Source organism: Paraburkholderia sp. GAS41, assembly GCF_050436545.1.
Classification (GTDB): domain Bacteria; phylum Pseudomonadota; class Gammaproteobacteria; order Burkholderiales; family Burkholderiaceae; genus Paraburkholderia.
The window spans coordinates 12911-31717 of sequence record NZ_JBNDMK010000019.1 but is presented as its reverse complement, the minus strand read 5'-3'; the positions used below and the strand labels follow the sequence as shown (position 1 = coordinate 31717).

Genomic DNA, 18807 nt, shown 5'->3' with positions numbered 1-18807 from the left:
AAGCGTGATGATTTTTCGACTCTTCACCGCTCGTCGCTCATCACAGGGCCAAGGACAGCGGTCGCAGGTCGAAGAGGCGTAAGAGCGTCTGCCGACGATCACCTCGAATGGCAGTAGCTTGTCGGTTGCCGCCCCATGCGTTTTGCATGTGGCCGGGCGTGTGCGTAGCGCGTCGATCGCCGGAGTGCGACCCCGGTCCGCCATAGGCAGCCTGGTAGCAGTGACGACCGGCGAACAGCGCAAAGCGGACGCTCCCGATCGCTACATTTGGTGCGTCCTAAGGAAGAGGCGTCCAATTCGCCGCGCCATCAGGCGCCTTGCCAAACGCCCCTCTCATTGCAATGAAAAAATCCGCGCCGGCACGTTTGACCGTGCACTGCGCTGGGCGTCGCCAGGCGAGATGCCTGGCGACATTGGCATCGCTTTATTAACGCTTATAAGAGGCGTTAACAGAATGAGTTTTGCAGCTGTCGCCAGCAAATGATGCAGCAGGCCAGCTTCAGGAAAGCTTCATGGATGAAAGCCAGGCGCTCGAAACGGATACGCAGTCGACGGAAGTTATGAAGCCAGGAGATGGTCCGCTCTACGACCCAGCGGGTTTTGCCCAGACCACTGCCGTGAGGCTGGCCGCGCCGTGCTATTTCAGTTGCGATGCCGGCAGCATGTAACGGACGGCGGTATTTGTCGTGATCGTAGCCTCTGTCGCCCTGAACGACCTGCGGTTTCGATAGTGGTCTGCCGCGTTTGCCGCCGATCGGCGGGATGGCATCAACCAATGCATGAAGCTGGGTGACATCGTGACGGTTGGCGCCCGTCAGTATCACCGCGAGCGCGATATCCTGCGCTTCGGTAATGAGGTGGTGCTTTGAACCTGGTCGCGCGCGGTCTGTGGGATTCGGTCCCGTTTTTGACCAGCGCCGATGGCACGGATTGAAGAGGAGTCGACGATGACCCGGGACCAGTTGATCTGGTCGGCCGCGCGCAAGCGCGCAAGCAGAACCTGGTGAAGCTCGTCCCACACGCCGGCTGCCTGCCAGTCGCGAAGGCGGCGCCAGCAACTCATACCGCTGCCACAGCCCATTTCCTGTGGTAGCAGGTCCCAGCGCAGACCAGTCTGCAGGATGAACAGGATGCCTGTCAGTACCGCGCGGTTGTCCAGCGGCTTGCGCCCGGGATGCCGTGAGCGCCGAGGCTTCGGCGGCGGCAACAACGGTTCGATGAGTGCCCATAGGTCGTCGTCGAGTATCGGTCTGGCCATGTCCTTTTCGCCGTCGAAACAACGATCAGGTTAGCAGGAACGATCGAGAGTTAACAGCCCCGAACATCATTTTGTTAAGGGTTCTAAGCCTGCAGGATCACCGAATTTTCTCATGCTTCTCGTAAGTCGCTAGCATTTTTTCTGCTTTGGCATCGTCGTGAAGGACGCTGCGGTTGATCCCACAGTTTCGCGCAACAGCTAGCTTGTTCACGCGGCCCGCTCGGCGCGGAAGAGGCGTGCCACTCTTCCTCAGTTGCTCTAAGTAATCGCCTAACCGCGCAAGTGGCGGCTTCACTATGTAACCTTGAGCGGCAAGTAACTCTTGCTCCTGAAGCGTGAACTTTTCGAGAATGCGCATCGCATCAGAATTGGTGTAAAAAAAGTCGCGGGTAACGCCACACGCCAACGCTATTGCTCGCTTGTTGGGCCGGCCGAACCGTCGCGGGAGTGGCTCGTTATTTTGCGCCAGATTCTGGATGTATCGGTGCAGGGATGATATCGCTTGATTTGGGCTATTTTGATTTCTGCGCCGGTACCTCTTTTGAGTATCTTCGTCGTCCATAGCAGACCGGAGCGTGTCGATAGCGCTTTGTCGAATGAATCCTGCATTGCCGCCATCGCCATATGGGACCTGTATCAAGCGAATTCTGGTCTGTTTGCACAGCCTTTTGAGACGCGCGGAACTGGTTTTCCAGCTAGATGCGCATCTTGCAAGTGCCACATAGTCTTGTCTAAACCTCTCAACGGAACCGGCATCGATCTGCCGCTCCTGGCCTGTGGCCGACTTTTTGATAAGCCCGCGAGCGAGAAGGCCATGTATCGTCATACTATCGCACCCGATAACGAGAGCTGCCTGCTGCTTCGTCAGGATCTCGGATGAGGCGACGGCGTGACCTGCGGAAACGAGTGCTGCAACATGCTGCGGATCAAACATGATATCTGCTGTTGTGTCTCCTGTTCTTCCCATAGAACGAAGATCGCCGTTCAGATATGCGACGAGGATCTGCATTTTTTGATCAGAGCTGCGCAGCTTGAACGTCGCCAAAATATGGTGCAAGCTGATCGCCGTCCGCTGAAGATGCCTACGTTTGATCGGTGGGCTGAGTGCAAGTAGTCGATCAAGAAAGGCCCGAAGATCGGCCCGATGGTAGCCGCGACTGAACGATGTGTGATGCTGAACTTCGTAGTTGCCTGTGCCCTTAAGTCTGGACAGGGTGCTTACTGGAATTTGTAGATACGCCGCAGCCGCGCGCTCACCGAGAAGGTCTGCTTTCTGAAGGTTGTGTGGCAGTCTGATCTCTCTGGCGTCAGCGATGTATCTGGTGCTTGAACCTGATCCGACGCGCTGAAGCGGCAATATGCCCTTCCTGTTCCATGATTCGAGCGTACGGCGATCCAGGCCGGTACGTTTGGAAAGTTCTCTCAGAGAAATGAATCGACGCTCAGTCGTCTTGGCCGGAGCGAATCTTGCATCAACGATTGAATCGTTTGCATAGGTTAGACCAAATTGAAGGAATTCTTCGTGTAGCCAGTTGAATTCCTTGCGAGCTTCCTGACTGGAGAAGAATTGATCGAGGAACGCTCCATAGCGCCTCCTGAATACGACCGTCTGTTCGGTCCGGGACAGGTCGTTCAAAAACTCATGAAACCCTCGAGGCCAATTCGCCAGCGCCTGAGCAATTCCGTCCGCGATTTCAGGGGAGTCTTCATGTACACCCTTGCGATTAAACGCAGCAAACTTGGGTAGATGCTGGAGCAGTACCCTGAGCGGCATGGCGAGCAGTGCTTGTGCAGGCAATCCCGCCGGTGCGGGATCGGTCATACGTGTACCCTCAAGCTTTGCCTTCAACACAGCCATCAATGCGACTGTCTGTTCGCTTGCAGGCCGTCGGGATGACTCTGCTAGCGATGCTCCACATTGGCAGACAAGCAGGCCGGGTCGAAACATGGAAAGCGGGTTTCGACAGGCGTCGCATCTGAATAGCACTTCCTTGCCATGAATCGGACAGGCAACGGCAATGCGCAGATCAAAAAATGCTTCAGCAAAACCTTTCTCCGAGATGCAGTCCGGGCACGCGGCTGGGTGTTTCAGTCTAAGGGGGCGATACCGAAGGCCGCTACCTAGAGAATGACTCAGGATCTTGAAGCCCCTGTCACCGGATTCGGGCAACGAATACGCAATATCGTCCAGCGCGTCTGGAGCACGACCAAGAATCGGCGCGAACGTCCGGGTGGGAAAGCCGGCGGAACTCATAGCTCCCTGAGCGATCCCGAGCCGATTAAGGATATTCCACGGACTTTCATATCCATTTGTTTCGGAGACACGGACGACGTAGCCAAGCAGGCTCTCAGTCTCCTTATGCGAGGGAGTGCGTACCAATATCATGCCGTACTTAGCACTTCAGTGACCTTCATTTTTTTCGGAGGGCTGACACGACGCCTTTTCTGAGTTTCCTGTTCTAAAGGAACACCGATCATTCGAATTCGTTCAATCAGATCTTCGTTAGGCGTTGATTGAAAGTTTTTTGTGAACGGATTCGGCAAACCTCGGGGTCCGTGCTTTGCCCATACAGCCTCGTCGTGAGCTATCGCAAGATCTCCCAATGTGATCTTCCTTTTGCCAGAGTCCAACGCGTTCCACACCACCTGTCGTAGGAATTTGGTTAGATACCCCATCAAACCTCCCGTCGCACAATAGCAGCGGAAGGCCATATCTGCGTTGTCAAGTTCGGGGAGATCGAAGTATCGACTCATTGACTCGTGGAACGCACTAAGGATGGCGATAAACTCTTCGCGATGTTCGTCGATTTTCCATTCAAACCGAGGCATCATGACTGGTGCGCTGAATCGCCCTTCAAGTTGTTCATTTTGTTCGAGAACGGCTTGACACGTGGGAAGGCCAGCGACAATCAGAACACATCGTATTCGATCGACAAGTGTTTTTAACCAGTTGGCGACATCGTGTATGACCTTATGTGAACCCTTGTCCACGAAGTGATGGAATTCGTCAATCATGACCATCTGGGTTCCGCATTCATCCATCAACTTTACTAGTCGCCGGGTTTTCGCGTTCTCACTTCCGCTTTCGGAAAGTTCGTCGTGCATTCGTTCCAGCATCAACTCAACCAGGCTTTTGACGGTCGGCTTGGCTGGAGTCGTCACACGCAGGATGGGTATGTACAGCCCTTCGCCGTTTCGTATGGAAGGATGGCGTGTCGAGAACTCCTCCATCGCTCGGCTCTTGCCAGTCCGTGTTTCGCCTATCAAAGCGATACATATAGGCTCTCTAGCGCTGTCGGCATAGGCGAAACATTGCTCTATTCGTCGCAATGCACCGTTGAAGGCGGCGTGGGGGACAAGGGTGTCTTCGACGATCGTTCTGGGCGCAGATTTCTTTTTCATTGTGAATACAGGTAATTTTAGTGATCTGAATTTGGGCGCCGCTCCCTGTATACCGGTGCGATGCGGCGTTTAGGTGAGGCAGGACTAGTCGCTGGCAGTGGCGTGGGTTCGAGCGGCGTAGATAAATCTTTCTGCTCTGAAGGCGGAATGGACGGAGCGGTTGGTGCAGACGGTAGCCCGGATTTCGAATCGTCTTCCGGCGGGGTAGGTGAGGCGTCCATGTTCTTGTATCGTGCGACTTTCGCGCGACTGCGAGTCTTTTTGAACATCAACTCATCTTCGACGATCTGCCTTATGCGCGATTTCGCTTCCAGCCAGGCATGCGGGTCGAAGGTCTCCCATTTGGATGCCGCAAACCGCTTGCAGATTCTGTGCTGATAGAAAGACAAGCCGTTCGCATATTCGTATTGCAAACAACGAACCTTGAAGGATTCCGAGTTCGTGGGCGAAATGACTGTAATGTGGCCGAGATCAGACTTGTCCCAGCGTATTTCGACTGTAAACTTGGCGCCGTGCCTGCGACGCAATGCTACGAGGTCTGGCGAATTGTAAAAGAGGCCATTCAACTCAATTCCTTTATGGGAAAGAGTCCGTGTTTCGCTTTGGCCCAACAGAAAGTCAAGCCGTGCCGGATTGTCTGGCAGAGGAATGTCCTCGTCCCTTATGCTGCTGGACCACATAACCGCCGGCGGTACACCTAATGAGCGATGGGGCTTCTGGTGATACTCGTCCACAATCCAGAGATAGGCGATTTTCTTGAGTGTGCTGTATCGGACAATGGCAAACTTCGATGGGTCATAGTCTTCCTTCTCCAGGATGTTACTAAATGTCGTTCCTGGGACGCCTTGTGCGACACCTTCATTGAAAGTTTTTAGAAATCTTTCAATCTTGCCTTTCAACCATGCCTTCCTGCGTGGCTGGTAGGTAATTTCCATCCCTACGGACAGAGATGCATTCTCTAGGCTTATGCTATGAAACTCCTGACCGTTGTCAACCAACAGTTCGATCGGGACGCCGTATGCTTCCCATGAGTGCCGAATCTCTGGATACAGCTTCAGTAGCTCGGTTTTGGGCGTGAATGCCTGCTTCAGGCACCTTGAGACGGTAAAATAGCTTGGCGGTTCGAAACTGATATACAGGCCCAATACGCAGCGAGTGAAGTCGTCAATGCAGGCCGTGGCGAAGGGGCGGCCGAGCGGAAGCATCGTTTCATCGTCGATGACGACGAGGTTTAGCGGCGTATGATCTATTTGGGCGCGTTCAAGGGGGGCGGAAGTGGTGCATTGATTGAGAACAGCGCGGAACATCTTCTCGGCCGCATCCCGACCATGGCGTGCCGCGTACCGATCGAACGCGGGTATCTCGCTAACCATACGCTGAACCAGGCGGCGTGTAGGCAATGGTAGCTGAAGCGATTTTGGCCGAAGATTGTTTTCCTGTTTGACGCAATTCGTGGCCTCATCCAGCGTGTCCTGGATGGTGTTGCGTTCAAGCGTAAGATAAACCGTGTTAATCGCAGCGTCGACGAAAGTGGTCACCTCGGAAGGGTAACGATCTCGCGTGTTGCCTTTCATGCCATCCCGAGATATCAGAGATCTGAGATCCTTGCCGGCTTCAAGGTAGCGACGTTTCCAGCGATACACGGAAATATAGCTTGGTGCGGCGTCCGGTTCCTCTATGCGGACCCAGAGCGCTTTAATGGCGCTTTCCATGACACGCCTGCTGTTCGGCAGGCCAATAACAGCAATGACATAAAGCCGTCGCACCTTTGCGATTTCCAATGCCGGATCGCTACCAACATTCTCCGGCGAAGAGTTGTCCTTAATCTTGCGCGACAGTGGAGGCAAGGTATCGACGAAGACGAGGTTGCCAGACTCGTAGAGGCCATACAGGGTAGTTAGCTTGTACTCGGTGATTCGCCTCGAAAGTTCATCTTCAACCTGCCAGAGATCGCCGTCCAATTTTCTGAGCAAGATTGCGGTTTTGCCATCGATCTTTAGCTGTGTGCCTGCGCGGAATCTGGAAGTGCCCATTTCGCTGATCCTTGCGATGAGTTCGGTGCGGGAATGAAGCGCGTTTGCGGTACTAACCTAGCGTCTGGATGCAATTGGAGAATGCCTTCGAGGGCAAGCCGAGCCAATATGGCCCTTCCGCGGAGGCCGAGCAGGCCGGTTTGTGCCGCTTCCCACGTTATAAAGCCGACCTTCTCAAGAATGTGACGAACGTGCTCGCGTTCGGTCAAGGTAACAGGCTGACGCCCGTGCCGCAGCAGCATAATTGACGTAGACAGGTGCGGTTCCCCAGCTAATGTTTCGCTTGTCACTAGACGATGGGTGAAACCAAACCGGGGTAGTTCTTTCTGAAGCAGACGAGTGAACGCGAGCGTTTCCAACGTTTGTGCGTCAGAATTGGTCCGGATGCTCCAGAGTTCACGCGAGTTGCCTAGTTCGACGAGTACGTCTGGATAGTGCAGGTGCGTCACACCATTCAACGACATATGAATAAGTAGTGGTTGCTCGTGGAAGCTGATGACAGCCGGGTGGGAGTCAAGTAGTCGATAGCTATTCAACTGATCACGCGACTGCCAGTGCACCATCCTGTTCATCTTCCACGATGGATACTTTCCAGTTGTCCGAGCGTTAGAACGGCTGATGATCTTTCGAATCAGGCTGGTTCCATCTTCGGGAAGTTCGATCGCGATAATTCCATCACGTGGACGTGTGGTGCCAGGTTCCATGGCTGAGGCCATATAAACTCATTGATGTTCGATTTTTCAGCGGTGCGGGAGGGTACGCGCCTGGTTGTAGTTTTCGAACCAGTTGTCGAGCTGGCCAAGGACGGTTGCCGCATCGGGTGGGGCATGAGCGTTGACGTAATTGCGCAGGAATCTGATGGCGAACGACTCTGCCAGATCTCTGTGTTTGGTACTTGGAAGCGAAAGCACGAGACCAAGGCTTATCGCAAAGTCCGCTGTTTCGCGTGAAGTGTTGGTATGCCCGTTGTCAGAGAGCCATTCGACCGCTTGCGCCGCTCGATGCTGTCCAAATCTCCGCCTTACACACATGAGCATCAAGTCTCGACAACGAATCCCAAGTAAAAAACCGCTGTACTTGCATGCCGTCCACCAAATGATTTCGCGGTCATCGGCGTCGATGGCGAACGTGATACACACGTCGTCACCGTTTGCACACTGCAATTTGAATCGATCCGATATCCAACGCAGATTCGAATCCGGTGTGATGACGTTGCCCTCATGCAAATGACCTGATCCTCGTTCCGTAAGACAACGGTGCAGCACATTGTTTTTTTTCATGGGTCGGTGGAGTAGTTTGCGGTTAAGGTATGTTGATCCAGTCGTCACGTCACAGGCGATTCGCGATGAACATAGATAAGTCATCCTAAAGTATGCCGAGAAAGACATCTCTGGCAGAGTCCGTCGCTTACGAAATTACTTCATCGCTCCATGGCAACGCGATTGATTGCCGACCAGAACTTCGTTGTTTTCCAGAAGCGCCGGAATCGATTCTTGTAGCTTCATTAAATATATGCGGAGTTAAATTATTTTGCAATAAATACTATTTTTCTGTATTTCAATTCTTTTAGAATTATCCATAAATGTTAAAAATGAATCGTGTAATTTTGTGCCACTCGCCGGGCGTTGGGGCGCGGCACAGAGCTTGATTCGTCAAGACTTTGGGGACGGTTGGAAGCCGGGATATCCTAGGCTGCTTCCAGGGTGTTCACAGCTCGGCACGGTGTCCGACATGCGTATGCGAGTGACAGGGTTGGAGATGAACCGCGACCGGCACACTCACATGTACGGGCGCTGCGGGATGTGTCCTACGACGCACGGGATCGAATCGACAGCCGGGGCAATGCCCGGCATCACCCGGGCGGCATCTACATTCATTCTGGTTTGAGAGTTATCCGTCCATTTTTTGTTTGGTTCGACCATCTTCTCCCGGCGCCGAGACGATCTACATGTTTCTGAATTCCCCGCGCCCACGAAAAACCGGCCTCACGTCCGAGGTTGCGCACGAGCCTGACAATCTTCACCCGGTGGCAGTGGCTCAAAAACTCTTCCAGCACGTCTGCGCGCAGGTTACGAAGGCTCGCCATCAAGTGACTCGCTTCCTCAAGCGACTGACCTTTGCCGATGTCACTGGCGAGTTCCAGAATGGCTCGCTCAGGCACTGACACCCTGACCTCCGGGTCGCCGGCGGGAAGCGGCTTAAGGCCCGTTCCGTAGGGCAGGTCATCGTCGAACAGGGCAGTGGTCTGAAACGAGTAGATCATGTGCTGCTCCACCCAGGAGGGAATGCGATAGGGCTTCTGCCCCCACAGCACGACCTTTTCGCGAAATGCGATGTTGTGACGGACGCCTTGCCAGGAAAGCGCCGTTTTTCCCCCGACGTGAAGCCCGGCGATGCGTCGAGTGAGGTACGCGATCGAACCGTCCCTTGTCGGGGTGTCCCCGGTTAAAAGGTATACGCCCTGCGAGAGCCGTTGCAGCCACCCGGATTTGACCATATGCGCCGCGAGCGCAGCGCTGACCCCCATGTCCCTGAGCATGGCGGAATCGATAGGATGACCGCGCTGGCTCTCCTGCATCAGCCGCTGGACAGTCTTGTTGCCCATAGTCTCCTGCCATTTGCGTTATCTGATTGCAGTATATATTAACAAGTTTTGATTAATTGAAATGTTTTAACGCGGCGTGAAGATTGAAGGATTCAAGGGATCTGCCAGAATCTGCAGGCAGCCCCTTCGTCTCAGGTCGTCCGTATCCGGCCGGTCCGGGGAAGTTCGATGCATGGCTGCCTGAAGGCTGTCAGGGAAACCACCGGAAACACGCGGCGCCGCCCATCCTCGCTCAGGCGCTCGTCTATCCCGCCACCGATGCCCGTCAGGAAGGGGCCTCACTGTCTGTCTATGCCGAGGGCTTCATGCAGCGCGCGGCGGACGTCACATACGCCTTCCGTACCTACGCGCTCGATCACGGCGCGACGTCAACGAACTGGAAGCTTTCGCCCCTGGTCGCACCCGATCATTCGGGCCTGCCGCCGGCCCTCGTGATTACAGCCGTGTGCGACGTCATACGCGACGATGGCGAAGCCTACGCGAGGAAGCTGGCCGATGCTGGTGTCGCGGTTACATGTGTGCGGTACCTGGGCATGCTTCACACGTTTTATGGCATGCGGAGTGAGGTCGACGCAGCGGCGCTGGCCCAACGCCACGTACCGCATTCCGCTGTGGTTCCGAAGCATCAGGAGGCTGGCGATATGGCCGCATTGAAGACAACCATACCCACGTTATCCTCGACCGATATCTGTCTAATCTCTGAATATCGCAGAAACATTGCTTAAGAGCTGGTCAACGTATTTTCATGATCAAACCGATTCGGCGAGGGCATAGCACACTTGGCGCTGGCCGGAATGCTGACAGGTTCTCACCGATGCGGCACACCGGCCCAATGGACGGAGTGGGCCAGTCGATCCGGAAATTGTGAACATACAGGATTTTTCTGGGGCGCTGTGGAGGTACCTACAGCGAAATATCCAGGTCAGGAGATCGTATGCGCGATGAGCTAATGATTGAAGCTCTATGCTGGCAAGTGGAAGCAAAGGTGAACGCGGACTATGCGTACAAGGCCACCCGATCCCGCAGGGTCGAGATACCCAGCGGCCTCAGCTTGCCATTGGCCTTCGGGATAAACACTCGTCTGATAGAGTCCGGCCGGTAAGTCTCCTGCCTGAGCGCGAGCGCCAGCTCGCCAAGCCACTTCTGTACCCCATACGCTTCAACCTCCGCGAAGTCCTGCCGATCGACACCCGGCGCGCGCCTGTTGGAGCGGCACTGAGCGTACGCATGCGCCAGCGCGTCGTCGCGATAGATCTTGTCGTACAGCGCGTAGAAGCGATACCCGGCTTCTGCCTTCGCTTTCGCGTGTAACGCCATCTGCAGTTTCTGAACACGAATCGGAGTTGATAGGTTGCCCAATCTCCACGTCCTCACCACGTATTGCGTCTGTCTTGAACTGAGGCCCCTTTCCTCCACCAGCATTACACCGGCTTCAACGGTAATACGGGCCTCTCCGTCACCCCAAGGCGCCCGGCCTGTCCCTCACGGGTGTCCGATTGGTCATCCCTGACCACGCCAGGGGGCTTCCCGTGTTGCGTGCGCGTCCCTTGTGTGCATGCTGTCGCCACTACCCCGGCGCAGCGACTGGGCGTCCAGCCTGCTCATTCACCCAGCCGTATCAGCCTTCCCCGACATGGCTCTCGGGTCGGCCTGCGCATCGTCCTTTTCGAGGCTTGCTCGGCGTTCACTCGCGTTACGGCCTGCGCACTCGCGCTGTCACCGTATTTCGTGACACACTTCACCGAAGGCTTCAACCGCTTCGTTACCTCCACGATTGCTCCGGTTGCTTCCGGCTGGAGCGGTTGCCGGGTGGGGCTTTCACCCACTGGAAAAGCGCCGCCTTTGCACGGCGCACGCCATGAAGGGACATTCGTCGCAACCACATTCCGGACTTCGAGGAGACGGCTCTTCCACGGCAAGCGGCCGTTCAATTGCCGATAGCGAACTGGTTATTGGCCCAGCAAGTTCTTCTCTCATGACCGCGTTACCGCCCGAGGCGCCGCTTGTTGCAAAGAGTCTCGGCAATGCCGGCGCCTTGGTCAGTCAAAAGAAAGGTTGCTAAGTCGGTTTGAGCGATAGGCGCTTCTCGGAGAACGGCCCACGAAGTGGGCAAAGTTGCGACCGGGTTCGAATACAATTGCTGCGTGTATTACACGGCGCCAAGGCGCGGCACACAAAGACTTCATGAGCTTGGTCGACGACATCATTACAGCGCTCAGCTCGCAAGACCATTCTCTGGTCGATGCGCTCCTGAAAACAAAAGTCCTGCTCCACGACATCGGGCACAAAGAGCTCGTGCCATGGGTCAACAGTGAGATCAACGGCTACCCGCAAGATGCCGAGCTGCCGGCGTATCGGCTTCTCTCCTCGCAAGTCTTGGGCAACGTTGCCGGCATGACCGTCCAATACACCGCTCACCCGTTGCCCATTGGCCATTTGACGGAAGAACAGCGGGCGCAAATTCAGATCGCGCGGATGCCCCAGTCTCTGGCGGTGCTCGAAAAATTCGCCGATGGCGAGGGCGGCAGATTGGAGGCGCCGATTCCCCTCGAAGCGAATGGCCTGCTCGGCAAGACGCTCGCTCATGGCCTGGTCATCCAACGGGCCTGGTGCCAAATCAGCCAAGCCGAACTCTCCCAGATTTTTGTACAAGTGCGATCGCGGCTGTTGGATTTTGTCCTCGAACTTCGGGATCGATTGGGCGAGAGCAACACGACTGAAAAGATCAAAGAGGCCGCCCTCGACGTCGATGCGCCGGGCCTTTTTCGCAGCGCGATTTTCGGCGACAACACCACAATCGTCCTAGGCAGCAACAACTCCACGCACATCGCGATCACCAACGGCAAGGGCGACTTTGACGCGTTGGCCACAGCCCTCCGATCACGCGGCATGGAGGAGCCGGACATTGTCGACTTAAAGAACGCCGTCGCAGCGGACGATGGCGCAGAAGAGGCGTCTGACGGCAGGCCCGGCCCCGCGGTGAAAGGGTGGCTCGGGCGCGTCGTCGCAAAGACAATGGACGGCACGTGGGCAATTTCGACCGCCGTGGCGTCCGCGACGATATCCGAAGCTCTGAAAAACTATTTCGGCTGGCACTGAGGCCCGGGGGCGGCAATGGCTTTGACGCAGATGCAGATAATCCAGTCGTTGGGCGAGGCGATGTCCTTGGTTCGAGCGCGAGATCAATTGGGGCGTGCCATCCACGGAGCTAAGACATCTTTGCGGGCGCATCGGCGAGCTTTATGCAGCGCTTTTGACCAATGGCCAAATGGCCACGGCTGTGAATCAAAAGGGCTATGACGTGGTCGCCGGTAACGGGGAATACATTTCCGTCAAGACGACAGCCAACATGTCCGCCAACGGCCATTTCGCTTTCAATCCGGCGACTCTGTCGCTCGCTCACCGAGTTATGATTCTGCGCGTAAACACCGACGAGATGCAGATCGAAACACTGTTCGATGCCTCCGTCGAAGACGCGCGAAAAAAGACGCGGCCGATGAACGGAAAGCTTTGCCTTCCCTTCTCGCAAGTGGTGGAGAGTGTGGCGTTGCCGAGCGATATCAAGGTGGTCCGCTCAGCGACCTATGGGGGCTACACAATTGACGAGATCGAAAGCGGCTCGATTGTCGTCGACCTAAATGGGGAGGAGCAAACGCCCACGCTGCGGGCGCTTCGCAAGCTGGCCGGCGAGCTGAACGTCAGCTTGCTGAACGGCAGCGGCACTAAGCGCAATACGCGCGTGCTGGGTAGCGCGATCATTCGCGCGATTCATGCGGCCTCGGGTGAGAATCCGGCCGCCGACAACGAAGGCGATGCGGTCGAAGTAGATGTGTGAAGAGGCTCCACGCCGACGGAAGACCCCGCGTCACAATAAGCCCTTTGGGCGCGCCTAGGGGCGCGATGTGGACCTGTTATTGAGCTATCTGCGCGGGGCCAGCGAGGTTCTCGCCAGTGTCGCGACACCGGCGCATCAACGGCGCTTCAGTTTGTTGCCGAGCTCGATGTCGAGTTGATAAAGAATCCGATCCGCGCTTTCAAAGGGCAATTCTGGCGAGCAAATCGCGCGCAAATCGTCCAAATATTCGAAGTAGTGATCGGCCACGGCTTCGGTGTATTCAGCCACCCCCGACGCCGGCTTGATGGGTGCCGCTGCGTGCCCGGGGCCCCAAAGCATGCGAGCGGCCCGCTCATCGTAAATTTGAAATGCTTTCGGATTGACGAACCGCAGAAACGTCGACGCCATTGGCAACTGAACGCCTCTGCAAGCCAACATCGCGCACAAGGTCTTTTTCGCACCGCGGTGCACTCCGGGCGCCATGTCTTTGAGTGCCCACAACTCAGCCAGAAGCTCATCGCTCAACACGGGATACCGATTCACTTTCCATAGTGCGATTTCAAACAGCCGCCGCTGATCGAGGCCGTCGTTTGGTACGGCGCGGCCAGCGCGGTGGACAAGAGCTCGCTAGCTGCGATATTTGCCTCGTCCCAAAGTCGATCTAATTTTTCGCGGATTAGGATAGCAGGCAGGCGAGATGCTTGGACATCGGTGAAGTCCTTTTCGATTTCTGTTATGGGTCGGTACGATGGTATGTGCGATCTGGTGAGGATTGCGATTCCTCGATTCTAGCGGTATCGATGGAAGCATCAAGCCGCATGCACGGTCGGATTCGATTGAAGTCGTTGCCGAGATTGGGGGCGGTTTGTTTAGCTCAGTGGGCGGTGCATCCTACGTGGCCGTTGTCATTCCCCCACACGGCTTTTCAACTTTAGGCAGGAGTCCGCCAAGGCCACGCCCAGTGTCGACGAGGAAATTATAGAGGCGATTGCCACCGACACCAATACCCCGGTGGAAACGGTCTCAAGGATGTTCGCGGAGACCTGGGCTGAATACAGTGAAGGAGCACGAATCACGGACTACCTTTCGCTCCTGGTCGCCCGTCGAGTAAGGGAAAATTTGCGATGGCAACAAGAGATGCATTGAGAGATATTCGAGAGCCCGACCCGATGAGGTGGCTTCGCCGCCGACGTTAGGGTGGTGTGCCAATCGGTGCGAGCACCAGTTCGATAAACGTGTCGCCCTGAGGGATGCTGCAATTCGTAATGGCAGCGTGCCAACTGTTTGAGCGGACCCTTGCTACCGGTCATAAAGCGACGCTTGCTCGACGGCGATAGATGGCTGAAATTCGACACACACTTTGGCCTTTCTGCGCACCTGGTATCAGGTAGCCGCGCTTACGCAGTCTATGGTTATATTGGGACGGTTGATGCATGAAACATAGACTTGATCGCTTCTCGTTCACGTGTCGGGACTGCGAGCAGGTAGTAGGCGCCCGCGCGATCAGCGAGCGGCATCGCCTGTGAGGACATATGCGCCCCAGAAGTACGGGTGACGGTAGAGCTCACCGTTCTTGCCACTGGCCATATCGCGCTCGGTGCGCGCGAGGGCGTCGGCCTTTGACAGAGTCGAATCGTCGGCATAGGTGCGGAACACGCCGGTTGTGATCTTGGTCGCCGAGCGCGATTCAACCGCCCACTGGGTGAGGAGTATCGAACGTGCGCCCGCCGCGAAAAATGCGCGGGACAGTTCTGAGATCGCGTCTCCCGCGTCACCCGTGACGAGCCCCGTGTTGCAGGCGGATAGCACCACCCAGTCGGCATTCAGCCGCAAGGTCACGATGTCGTCCGCGGTGAGAATCGAATCCGGTAGCCCACTGCCCTCATATGCCAATGCGAGTCCCGACTTGCGCCAGCCCGGCACTTCACCCGCCACGATACCGTGCGTCGCGAACAGGACCACACGGTCGTTCGACAGATCCCTTTTCATCACTTCGCTGCGCGAGGCGCTCGTCCCCCAAAGTACACTTTGATCGGGTGCATCGAGCGTTTTCGCAATTGAGTTCGCCTCATCGAGCGTCTCAGGAAGCGGCGCGACGCGACGATAGTCGAATGAAGCAGCAAGATTATCGACCGGAAAGGCTCGCGCCGGAGCGCTGTCCACTGGAGCGTCGGCGGCCGTGGTCGGTTCGCGGCCGTCGAAGCTCGGGTCCGCGAACGCGATGAGCGGCTCGTCGGCGTGCATTGCCGGATGACTACGGGCGAGCACGAGGGCAGAGGCACTCGGTACGCGCACCGGTGTTGCCGTGTTGATCCACCAGTTGGCATCCGCGAGACTCGACGCCGGATGAGTCACCAGCACGTCGAAGGGAAGGCTCGCGAGGATACCGCTTGTGCCGATGTACACCGTCGTCGCCCCCTTGATGTTGTCCTGCAACGGGGCGACCAGTGCCTGGTAAAGGTCTGCTGCTGCGGCCAGATCGAAGCCGGCGAGATCGCCGGGGAGCCGCGGGGGGATTCCCGCATCAAGGCTCGCCCGCAGCGCCACCACCAGCTTCGTGATCGCTGCCCGAGTCGTCGCCAAACGAACTGCGTGAAACTTGCCGCCCGGATAAACCACGAACGCATAGCTCGCATCACGCCCTGCATAGAAGTCCAGGTAAACCTCGCTTTCGTGCAGCACCTTGCCAAGGTCGGCGGACGTCGCCACGTCCGGAGAAACGAGTTGCCGGTAGAGCGGAAATTCCGACGCGATCTGCTTGCGCAGACTGGCCAGCTTGGTGTCGGTTAGCGAACTCGTCAAGAGCGCGGCGTGCGACGTGTTCCGCTCGTTCCGCAGCGCCTGTTCCTGTTCGACAAGCGTGCGCAGTCGCGGCGTCGAGGCCGCGAGGCGCGCGGCGCCGTCGGTCATCGCGCCTTGCGTGGCGTTCATGTGGAAAAGCTCTGCGATCTGGAACGCGAGGACTTGCCCCTGATCTCCCAGGCTCATCGCGCGGCTCATCGATAACTCAAGCGCGCCGTCCTGATCGTACGCACCGTACGTGCTGGAATCGTTCCATCGGTCCTGCGTACCAATCAGCGGCGTGACATAGCGGACGATTTCCGCATAGCCGACCTGGCCAGCGGGATCTTCCAGTCGGTACAGCATTTGCAGCGCGGCCCTGTATTTGTAATATGGGCGTTCTGGGTTGGGCGGGTGCCAGCTTAATTGATACGGCCAGAGAGCCCCAGGATGCGGCGGAAGTGGTCCGTCCCCAATGGATGCCGCGATGCGTGTTTCGGCGTCCCGCCATTGTCCGCGCGCGGCGTGGATCAGCGACTCACTTTCGTCCTGGTTGGTCGATTTTGCGACGAACGGATTGATGCTCGCCGCGGATTCGAGTGCAGTTGCGTCCGCCTGGTAGTCGCCAATGCGCCCCAGCGCGAGCGCGATCGTCAGACGATGTCGTAGCGCCGCCGCGTACGTCGTCGAGTACGGCAAGACGTTCGCTTTTTGAAAGCCGCCGATGGCGACGTTGATCGCCGTGAGCGCACCGTCGTAGTCGTCGTTCGACGACAGCGCGAACGCACGCCCCATATCGACCTGCGCACTCTGCACGGGACTCGGCTTCATATCTGGCCGATTGTCGGCGTCCCAGCGCATCTCGTTAGCGTAGCTCAACGCCTCGGCGCGGTGATTGTTCTGCACCATTGCGTAGACTAGCCACGGGGACTCCTGGAGGAGCACGTTCGCCGCTGCCCGGTGGCGCCGATCGCTGAGCGTCGGCTCGTTGAGGTCGTGCCACGCAAGGTCCGCCTGCTCGCGGCGCTTCAACAGCGCCTGGTCATATCGGGCCTGACTGCCGTCGAGTGCCGCTTCCGCTGAGAAGTACGCGTACGAAGGCACGTATGACAGTGTCTCGAGCTCAGCCGGTGTCGTCTCCCGCGCGAGCGCCCGAGCGTTTTCGAGCAGGTGCTGGCTCCGATTGTAATTGTCGCCTACATACGAGTTCGCGAGCGAAGCAGCTTCGAGTGAACGCCGACCAGCCGGAATGCGTGGGTCGTCGACGATTTCCTCACGGATGCGCATCGAATCGACGACCAAACCCGCCTTGAAATAGTCGGACGCGAGCGAATCGAGCAACGCGTAGCGCGCTTCGCCGTCTAGAGTATTGCCCAGTTGACGACGCACCGCCTGCTCGCGCTCCTGCACAGTGGGTTTTACAAGGGATACGACGGGCGTTGGCGAAGAGCGGGATCCGTTGTGTGAAGACGTTGGGACTGTCTCGCATGACATGCCGGACATCGCCGCGAGGACGAGCATAGCCAAATTGAGCAGACAACGGCCGCGCATCTGCATGATGCCTGGTTCCCTGCATTGGATTAGCGTTCGCGACAAGAGATGATCGTCGCCCTTTTTCTTCTATTCTTCCTATTGAAGCAGGGCCGGGGCTAGACTTCAAGACGCCATGCGCAGCCCGTATCCGGTAACGCGCGCGGGTCTGTGTGTTTGGCAGTTCGTCTTTGGGTGGAAGGCTTGGCACTGCGTGCTATTGAAGTGCCAAGCCTTGCGTGCCGAACACGACGCCAGTTTCTGTAGCGTGCGGTAGGTTTCACTGCACCCGGCTTGGTATGGGAGTACACCCAACAGTGTCTTGTTTGTTCACGAGACCGATTCGAAGTTGTTAGGAATCAGCTTTTCGAGCTAATAGATCACAGGTACTTAACATAAAATGTGAAGCGCCGCTGGAAAGACGACCTTCCGAAGCAGGCGGGTTAGCACGATTGACTCCATATCAGTCCATCGCCCGTTGCAGCCACGACTTCAATCCGGCCAATGTGCGGAATTCGTCCACAGTGCGGGCACGGCCATCCGGAAACAGCGGCGATGCCATACGGCTCAACGCTGTTCCGGGACCGAGTTCCAGAGCCGCCACCGCGCCAGCCGACCGGCAGCTCCCGAGGCAAGAAGCCCAATCAATGGTAGTGGAGATCTGACGGGCCAGCTTATCGATCCCGGTTTCCATGTCGTAGATCGTGTTGCCGTCGATCCCGCTCAGCAGTCGGCGGTCGGCGCCCCGCAACTGTGGAGACGCTGCGCGCAGGACGGCACCAAACTGCTTTGTCGCCTCGCGCAGGAGAGGCGTGTGCGATGGCACTGCGACCGGGAGCGTCACGATGTGCTTCGCCCCGCGCGTCGCGGCCTCCTGGCATGCGGCGTCGAGCCCGGCGCGAACGCCTCCGACGACGAAGCTGTCCACGTCGTTGACGATCGCGATGGAGAGTTCATGTCGCGCCAGGATCGGCTCCAGGTTCGAACGGCGCAGGCCGACGATGGCGGCGAGACCGCCGTCGCTTGGCGCGGCCGCATCCATGGCTGCCGCGCGGCGTTGCGCGAGGCGCAGAATGCCCGGCCCATCGACGGCGCCGGCACATCCCCAGGCCGCGAGTTCGCCAATGCTGTAGCCGGCGATCACCGTGCGTGCGGGCCACGCCGTGCCAAGCGCTGCCTGTAACGCCAGGGCTTGGGTGCAGCACAGGATCTGGCCGGAGCGGTTCGAAAACAGCTCTGCCGGAGCGGCTTCCCGCACGTACCGGCGAGGATCCTGGTCCAGCACCTCGGCCGCCGCGGAGAAGATGGGTTCGGCATCTTGGCAGTTCGCGACGAGGTCGAACATGGCGGGATGCTGGCCACC

At 57.3% G+C, this 18807-nt stretch carries 15 protein-coding genes and 1 pseudogene; 4 read left to right on the top strand and 12 right to left on the bottom strand.

Annotated elements, in window-relative coordinates:
- Positions 1-446: 446 nt before the first annotated feature.
- The 8 genes and pseudogenes from P3T43_RS23620 to P3T43_RS23585 form a co-directional block, all read right to left on the bottom strand.
- Positions 447-1258 (bottom strand): IS5 family transposase gene (locus P3T43_RS23620; RefSeq protein WP_429283460.1). Its coding sequence is split into 2 segments (ribosomal slippage): positions 447-910 and positions 910-1258, totalling 813 coding nucleotides; the frame shifts between segments, so codons are not numbered across the junction.
- 97 nt (positions 1259-1355) lie between these two features.
- Positions 1356-3080, bottom strand: a complete 1725-nt coding sequence (locus P3T43_RS23615) for a helix-turn-helix transcriptional regulator (protein ID WP_429283582.1) — start codon at positions 3078-3080, stop codon at positions 1356-1358.
- Between the two features lie 183 nt (positions 3081-3263).
- Positions 3264-3644: pseudogene (locus tag P3T43_RS23610) on the bottom strand (hypothetical protein); the annotation flags it as partial.
- Complete coding sequence (locus P3T43_RS23605) at positions 3641-4660, bottom strand: TniB family NTP-binding protein (RefSeq protein ID WP_429283459.1); 1020 nt, start codon at positions 4658-4660, stop codon at positions 3641-3643. The gene P3T43_RS23605 and the pseudogene P3T43_RS23610, both read right to left, overlap by 4 nt.
- A 17-nt stretch (positions 4661-4677) precedes the next feature.
- Positions 4678-6693, bottom strand: a complete 2016-nt coding sequence (locus P3T43_RS23600; protein WP_429283458.1) for a Mu transposase C-terminal domain-containing protein — start codon at positions 6691-6693, stop codon at positions 4678-4680.
- Complete coding sequence (locus tag P3T43_RS23595; protein WP_429283457.1) at positions 6657-7397, bottom strand: hypothetical protein; 741 nt, start codon at positions 7395-7397, stop codon at positions 6657-6659. The genes P3T43_RS23600 and P3T43_RS23595 overlap by 37 nt, the downstream gene beginning before the upstream one ends.
- A 36-nt stretch (positions 7398-7433) precedes the next feature.
- Entirely contained in the window at positions 7434-7973 is a 540-nt protein-coding gene (locus P3T43_RS23590; RefSeq protein WP_429283456.1) for a hypothetical protein, read from the bottom strand.
- Between the two features lie 593 nt (positions 7974-8566).
- Positions 8567-9298: a type IV toxin-antitoxin system AbiEi family antitoxin domain-containing protein gene (locus tag P3T43_RS23585; protein ID WP_429283455.1), complete on the bottom strand. Its 732-nt coding sequence runs from the start codon at positions 9296-9298 to the stop codon at positions 8567-8569.
- Positions 9299-9381: 83 nt separating this feature from the next.
- Here P3T43_RS23585 and P3T43_RS23580 point away from each other — a divergent pair, with 83 nt between their 5' ends.
- On the top strand, positions 9382-10023 hold the full coding sequence (locus tag P3T43_RS23580) for an alpha/beta hydrolase fold domain-containing protein (protein ID WP_429283454.1): 642 nt from the start codon (positions 9382-9384) through the stop codon (positions 10021-10023).
- 271 nt (positions 10024-10294) lie between these two features.
- On the opposite strand, the gene P3T43_RS23575 is transcribed toward P3T43_RS23580, so the two are convergent.
- Complete coding sequence (locus tag P3T43_RS23575; RefSeq protein ID WP_429283453.1) at positions 10295-10615, bottom strand: hypothetical protein; 321 nt, start codon at positions 10613-10615, stop codon at positions 10295-10297.
- 867 nt (positions 10616-11482) lie between these two features.
- On the opposite strand from P3T43_RS23575, the gene P3T43_RS23570 reads away from it, so the two are divergent.
- Positions 11483-12397: a hypothetical protein gene (locus P3T43_RS23570; protein WP_429283452.1), complete on the top strand. Its 915-nt coding sequence runs from the start codon at positions 11483-11485 to the stop codon at positions 12395-12397.
- Positions 12398-12491: 94 nt separating this feature from the next.
- The gene (locus P3T43_RS23565) at positions 12492-13133 is read left to right on the top strand and encodes a DUF6998 domain-containing protein (RefSeq protein ID WP_429283451.1); all 642 of its coding nucleotides are present in this window, start codon (positions 12492-12494) and stop codon (positions 13131-13133) included.
- Between the two features lie 135 nt (positions 13134-13268).
- Here P3T43_RS23565 and P3T43_RS23560 read toward each other — a convergent pair whose 3' ends face one another.
- Entirely contained in the window at positions 13269-13658 is a 390-nt protein-coding gene (locus tag P3T43_RS23560) for a hypothetical protein (RefSeq protein ID WP_429283450.1), read from the bottom strand.
- A gap of 450 nt (positions 13659-14108) precedes the next feature.
- On the opposite strand from P3T43_RS23560, the gene P3T43_RS23555 reads away from it, so the two are divergent.
- Positions 14109-14279: a DUF3562 domain-containing protein gene (locus tag P3T43_RS23555; protein WP_429283577.1), complete on the top strand. Its 171-nt coding sequence runs from the start codon at positions 14109-14111 to the stop codon at positions 14277-14279.
- Positions 14280-14636: 357 nt separating this feature from the next.
- Here P3T43_RS23555 and P3T43_RS23550 read toward each other — a convergent pair whose 3' ends face one another.
- Together P3T43_RS23550 and P3T43_RS23545 are read right to left on the bottom strand one after the other, a co-directional pair.
- A complete protein-coding gene (locus P3T43_RS23550) occupies positions 14637-17303 on the bottom strand; it encodes a CHAT domain-containing protein (RefSeq protein WP_429283449.1) in 2667 nt (888 codons plus the stop codon).
- 604 nt (positions 17304-17907) lie between these two features.
- Positions 17908-18789 (bottom strand): malonate decarboxylase subunit epsilon, encoded by an 882-nt coding sequence (locus tag P3T43_RS23545; RefSeq protein ID WP_429283448.1) that lies wholly within the window; start codon positions 18787-18789, stop codon positions 17908-17910.
- Positions 18790-18807: the final 18 nt, after the last annotated feature.

Excerpts from the sequence above, each read along its gene's own strand:
- P3T43_RS23615 (WP_429283582.1), bottom strand. The coding sequence starts at position 3,080 with ATGACCGATCCCGCACCGGCGGGATTGCCTGCACAAGCACTGCTCGCC.
- P3T43_RS23545 (WP_429283448.1), bottom strand. The coding sequence starts at position 18,789 with ATGTTCGACCTCGTCGCGAACTGCCAAGATGCCGAACCCATCTTCTCC.
- P3T43_RS23600 (WP_429283458.1), bottom strand. The coding sequence starts at position 6,693 with ATGGGCACTTCCAGATTCCGCGCAGGCACACAGCTAAAGATCGATGGC.
- P3T43_RS23575 (WP_429283453.1), bottom strand. The coding sequence starts at position 10,615 with ATGGCGTTACACGCGAAAGCGAAGGCAGAAGCCGGGTATCGCTTCTAC.
- P3T43_RS23585 (WP_429283455.1), bottom strand. The coding sequence starts at position 9,298 with ATGGGCAACAAGACTGTCCAGCGGCTGATGCAGGAGAGCCAGCGCGGT.
- P3T43_RS23605 (WP_429283459.1), bottom strand. The coding sequence starts at position 4,660 with ATGAAAAAGAAATCTGCGCCCAGAACGATCGTCGAAGACACCCTTGTC.
- P3T43_RS23590 (WP_429283456.1), bottom strand. The coding sequence starts at position 7,973 with ATGAAAAAAAACAATGTGCTGCACCGTTGTCTTACGGAACGAGGATCA.
- P3T43_RS23595 (WP_429283457.1), bottom strand. The coding sequence starts at position 7,397 with ATGGAACCTGGCACCACACGTCCACGTGATGGAATTATCGCGATCGAA.
- P3T43_RS23570 (WP_429283452.1), top strand. The coding sequence starts at position 11,483 with ATGAGCTTGGTCGACGACATCATTACAGCGCTCAGCTCGCAAGACCAT.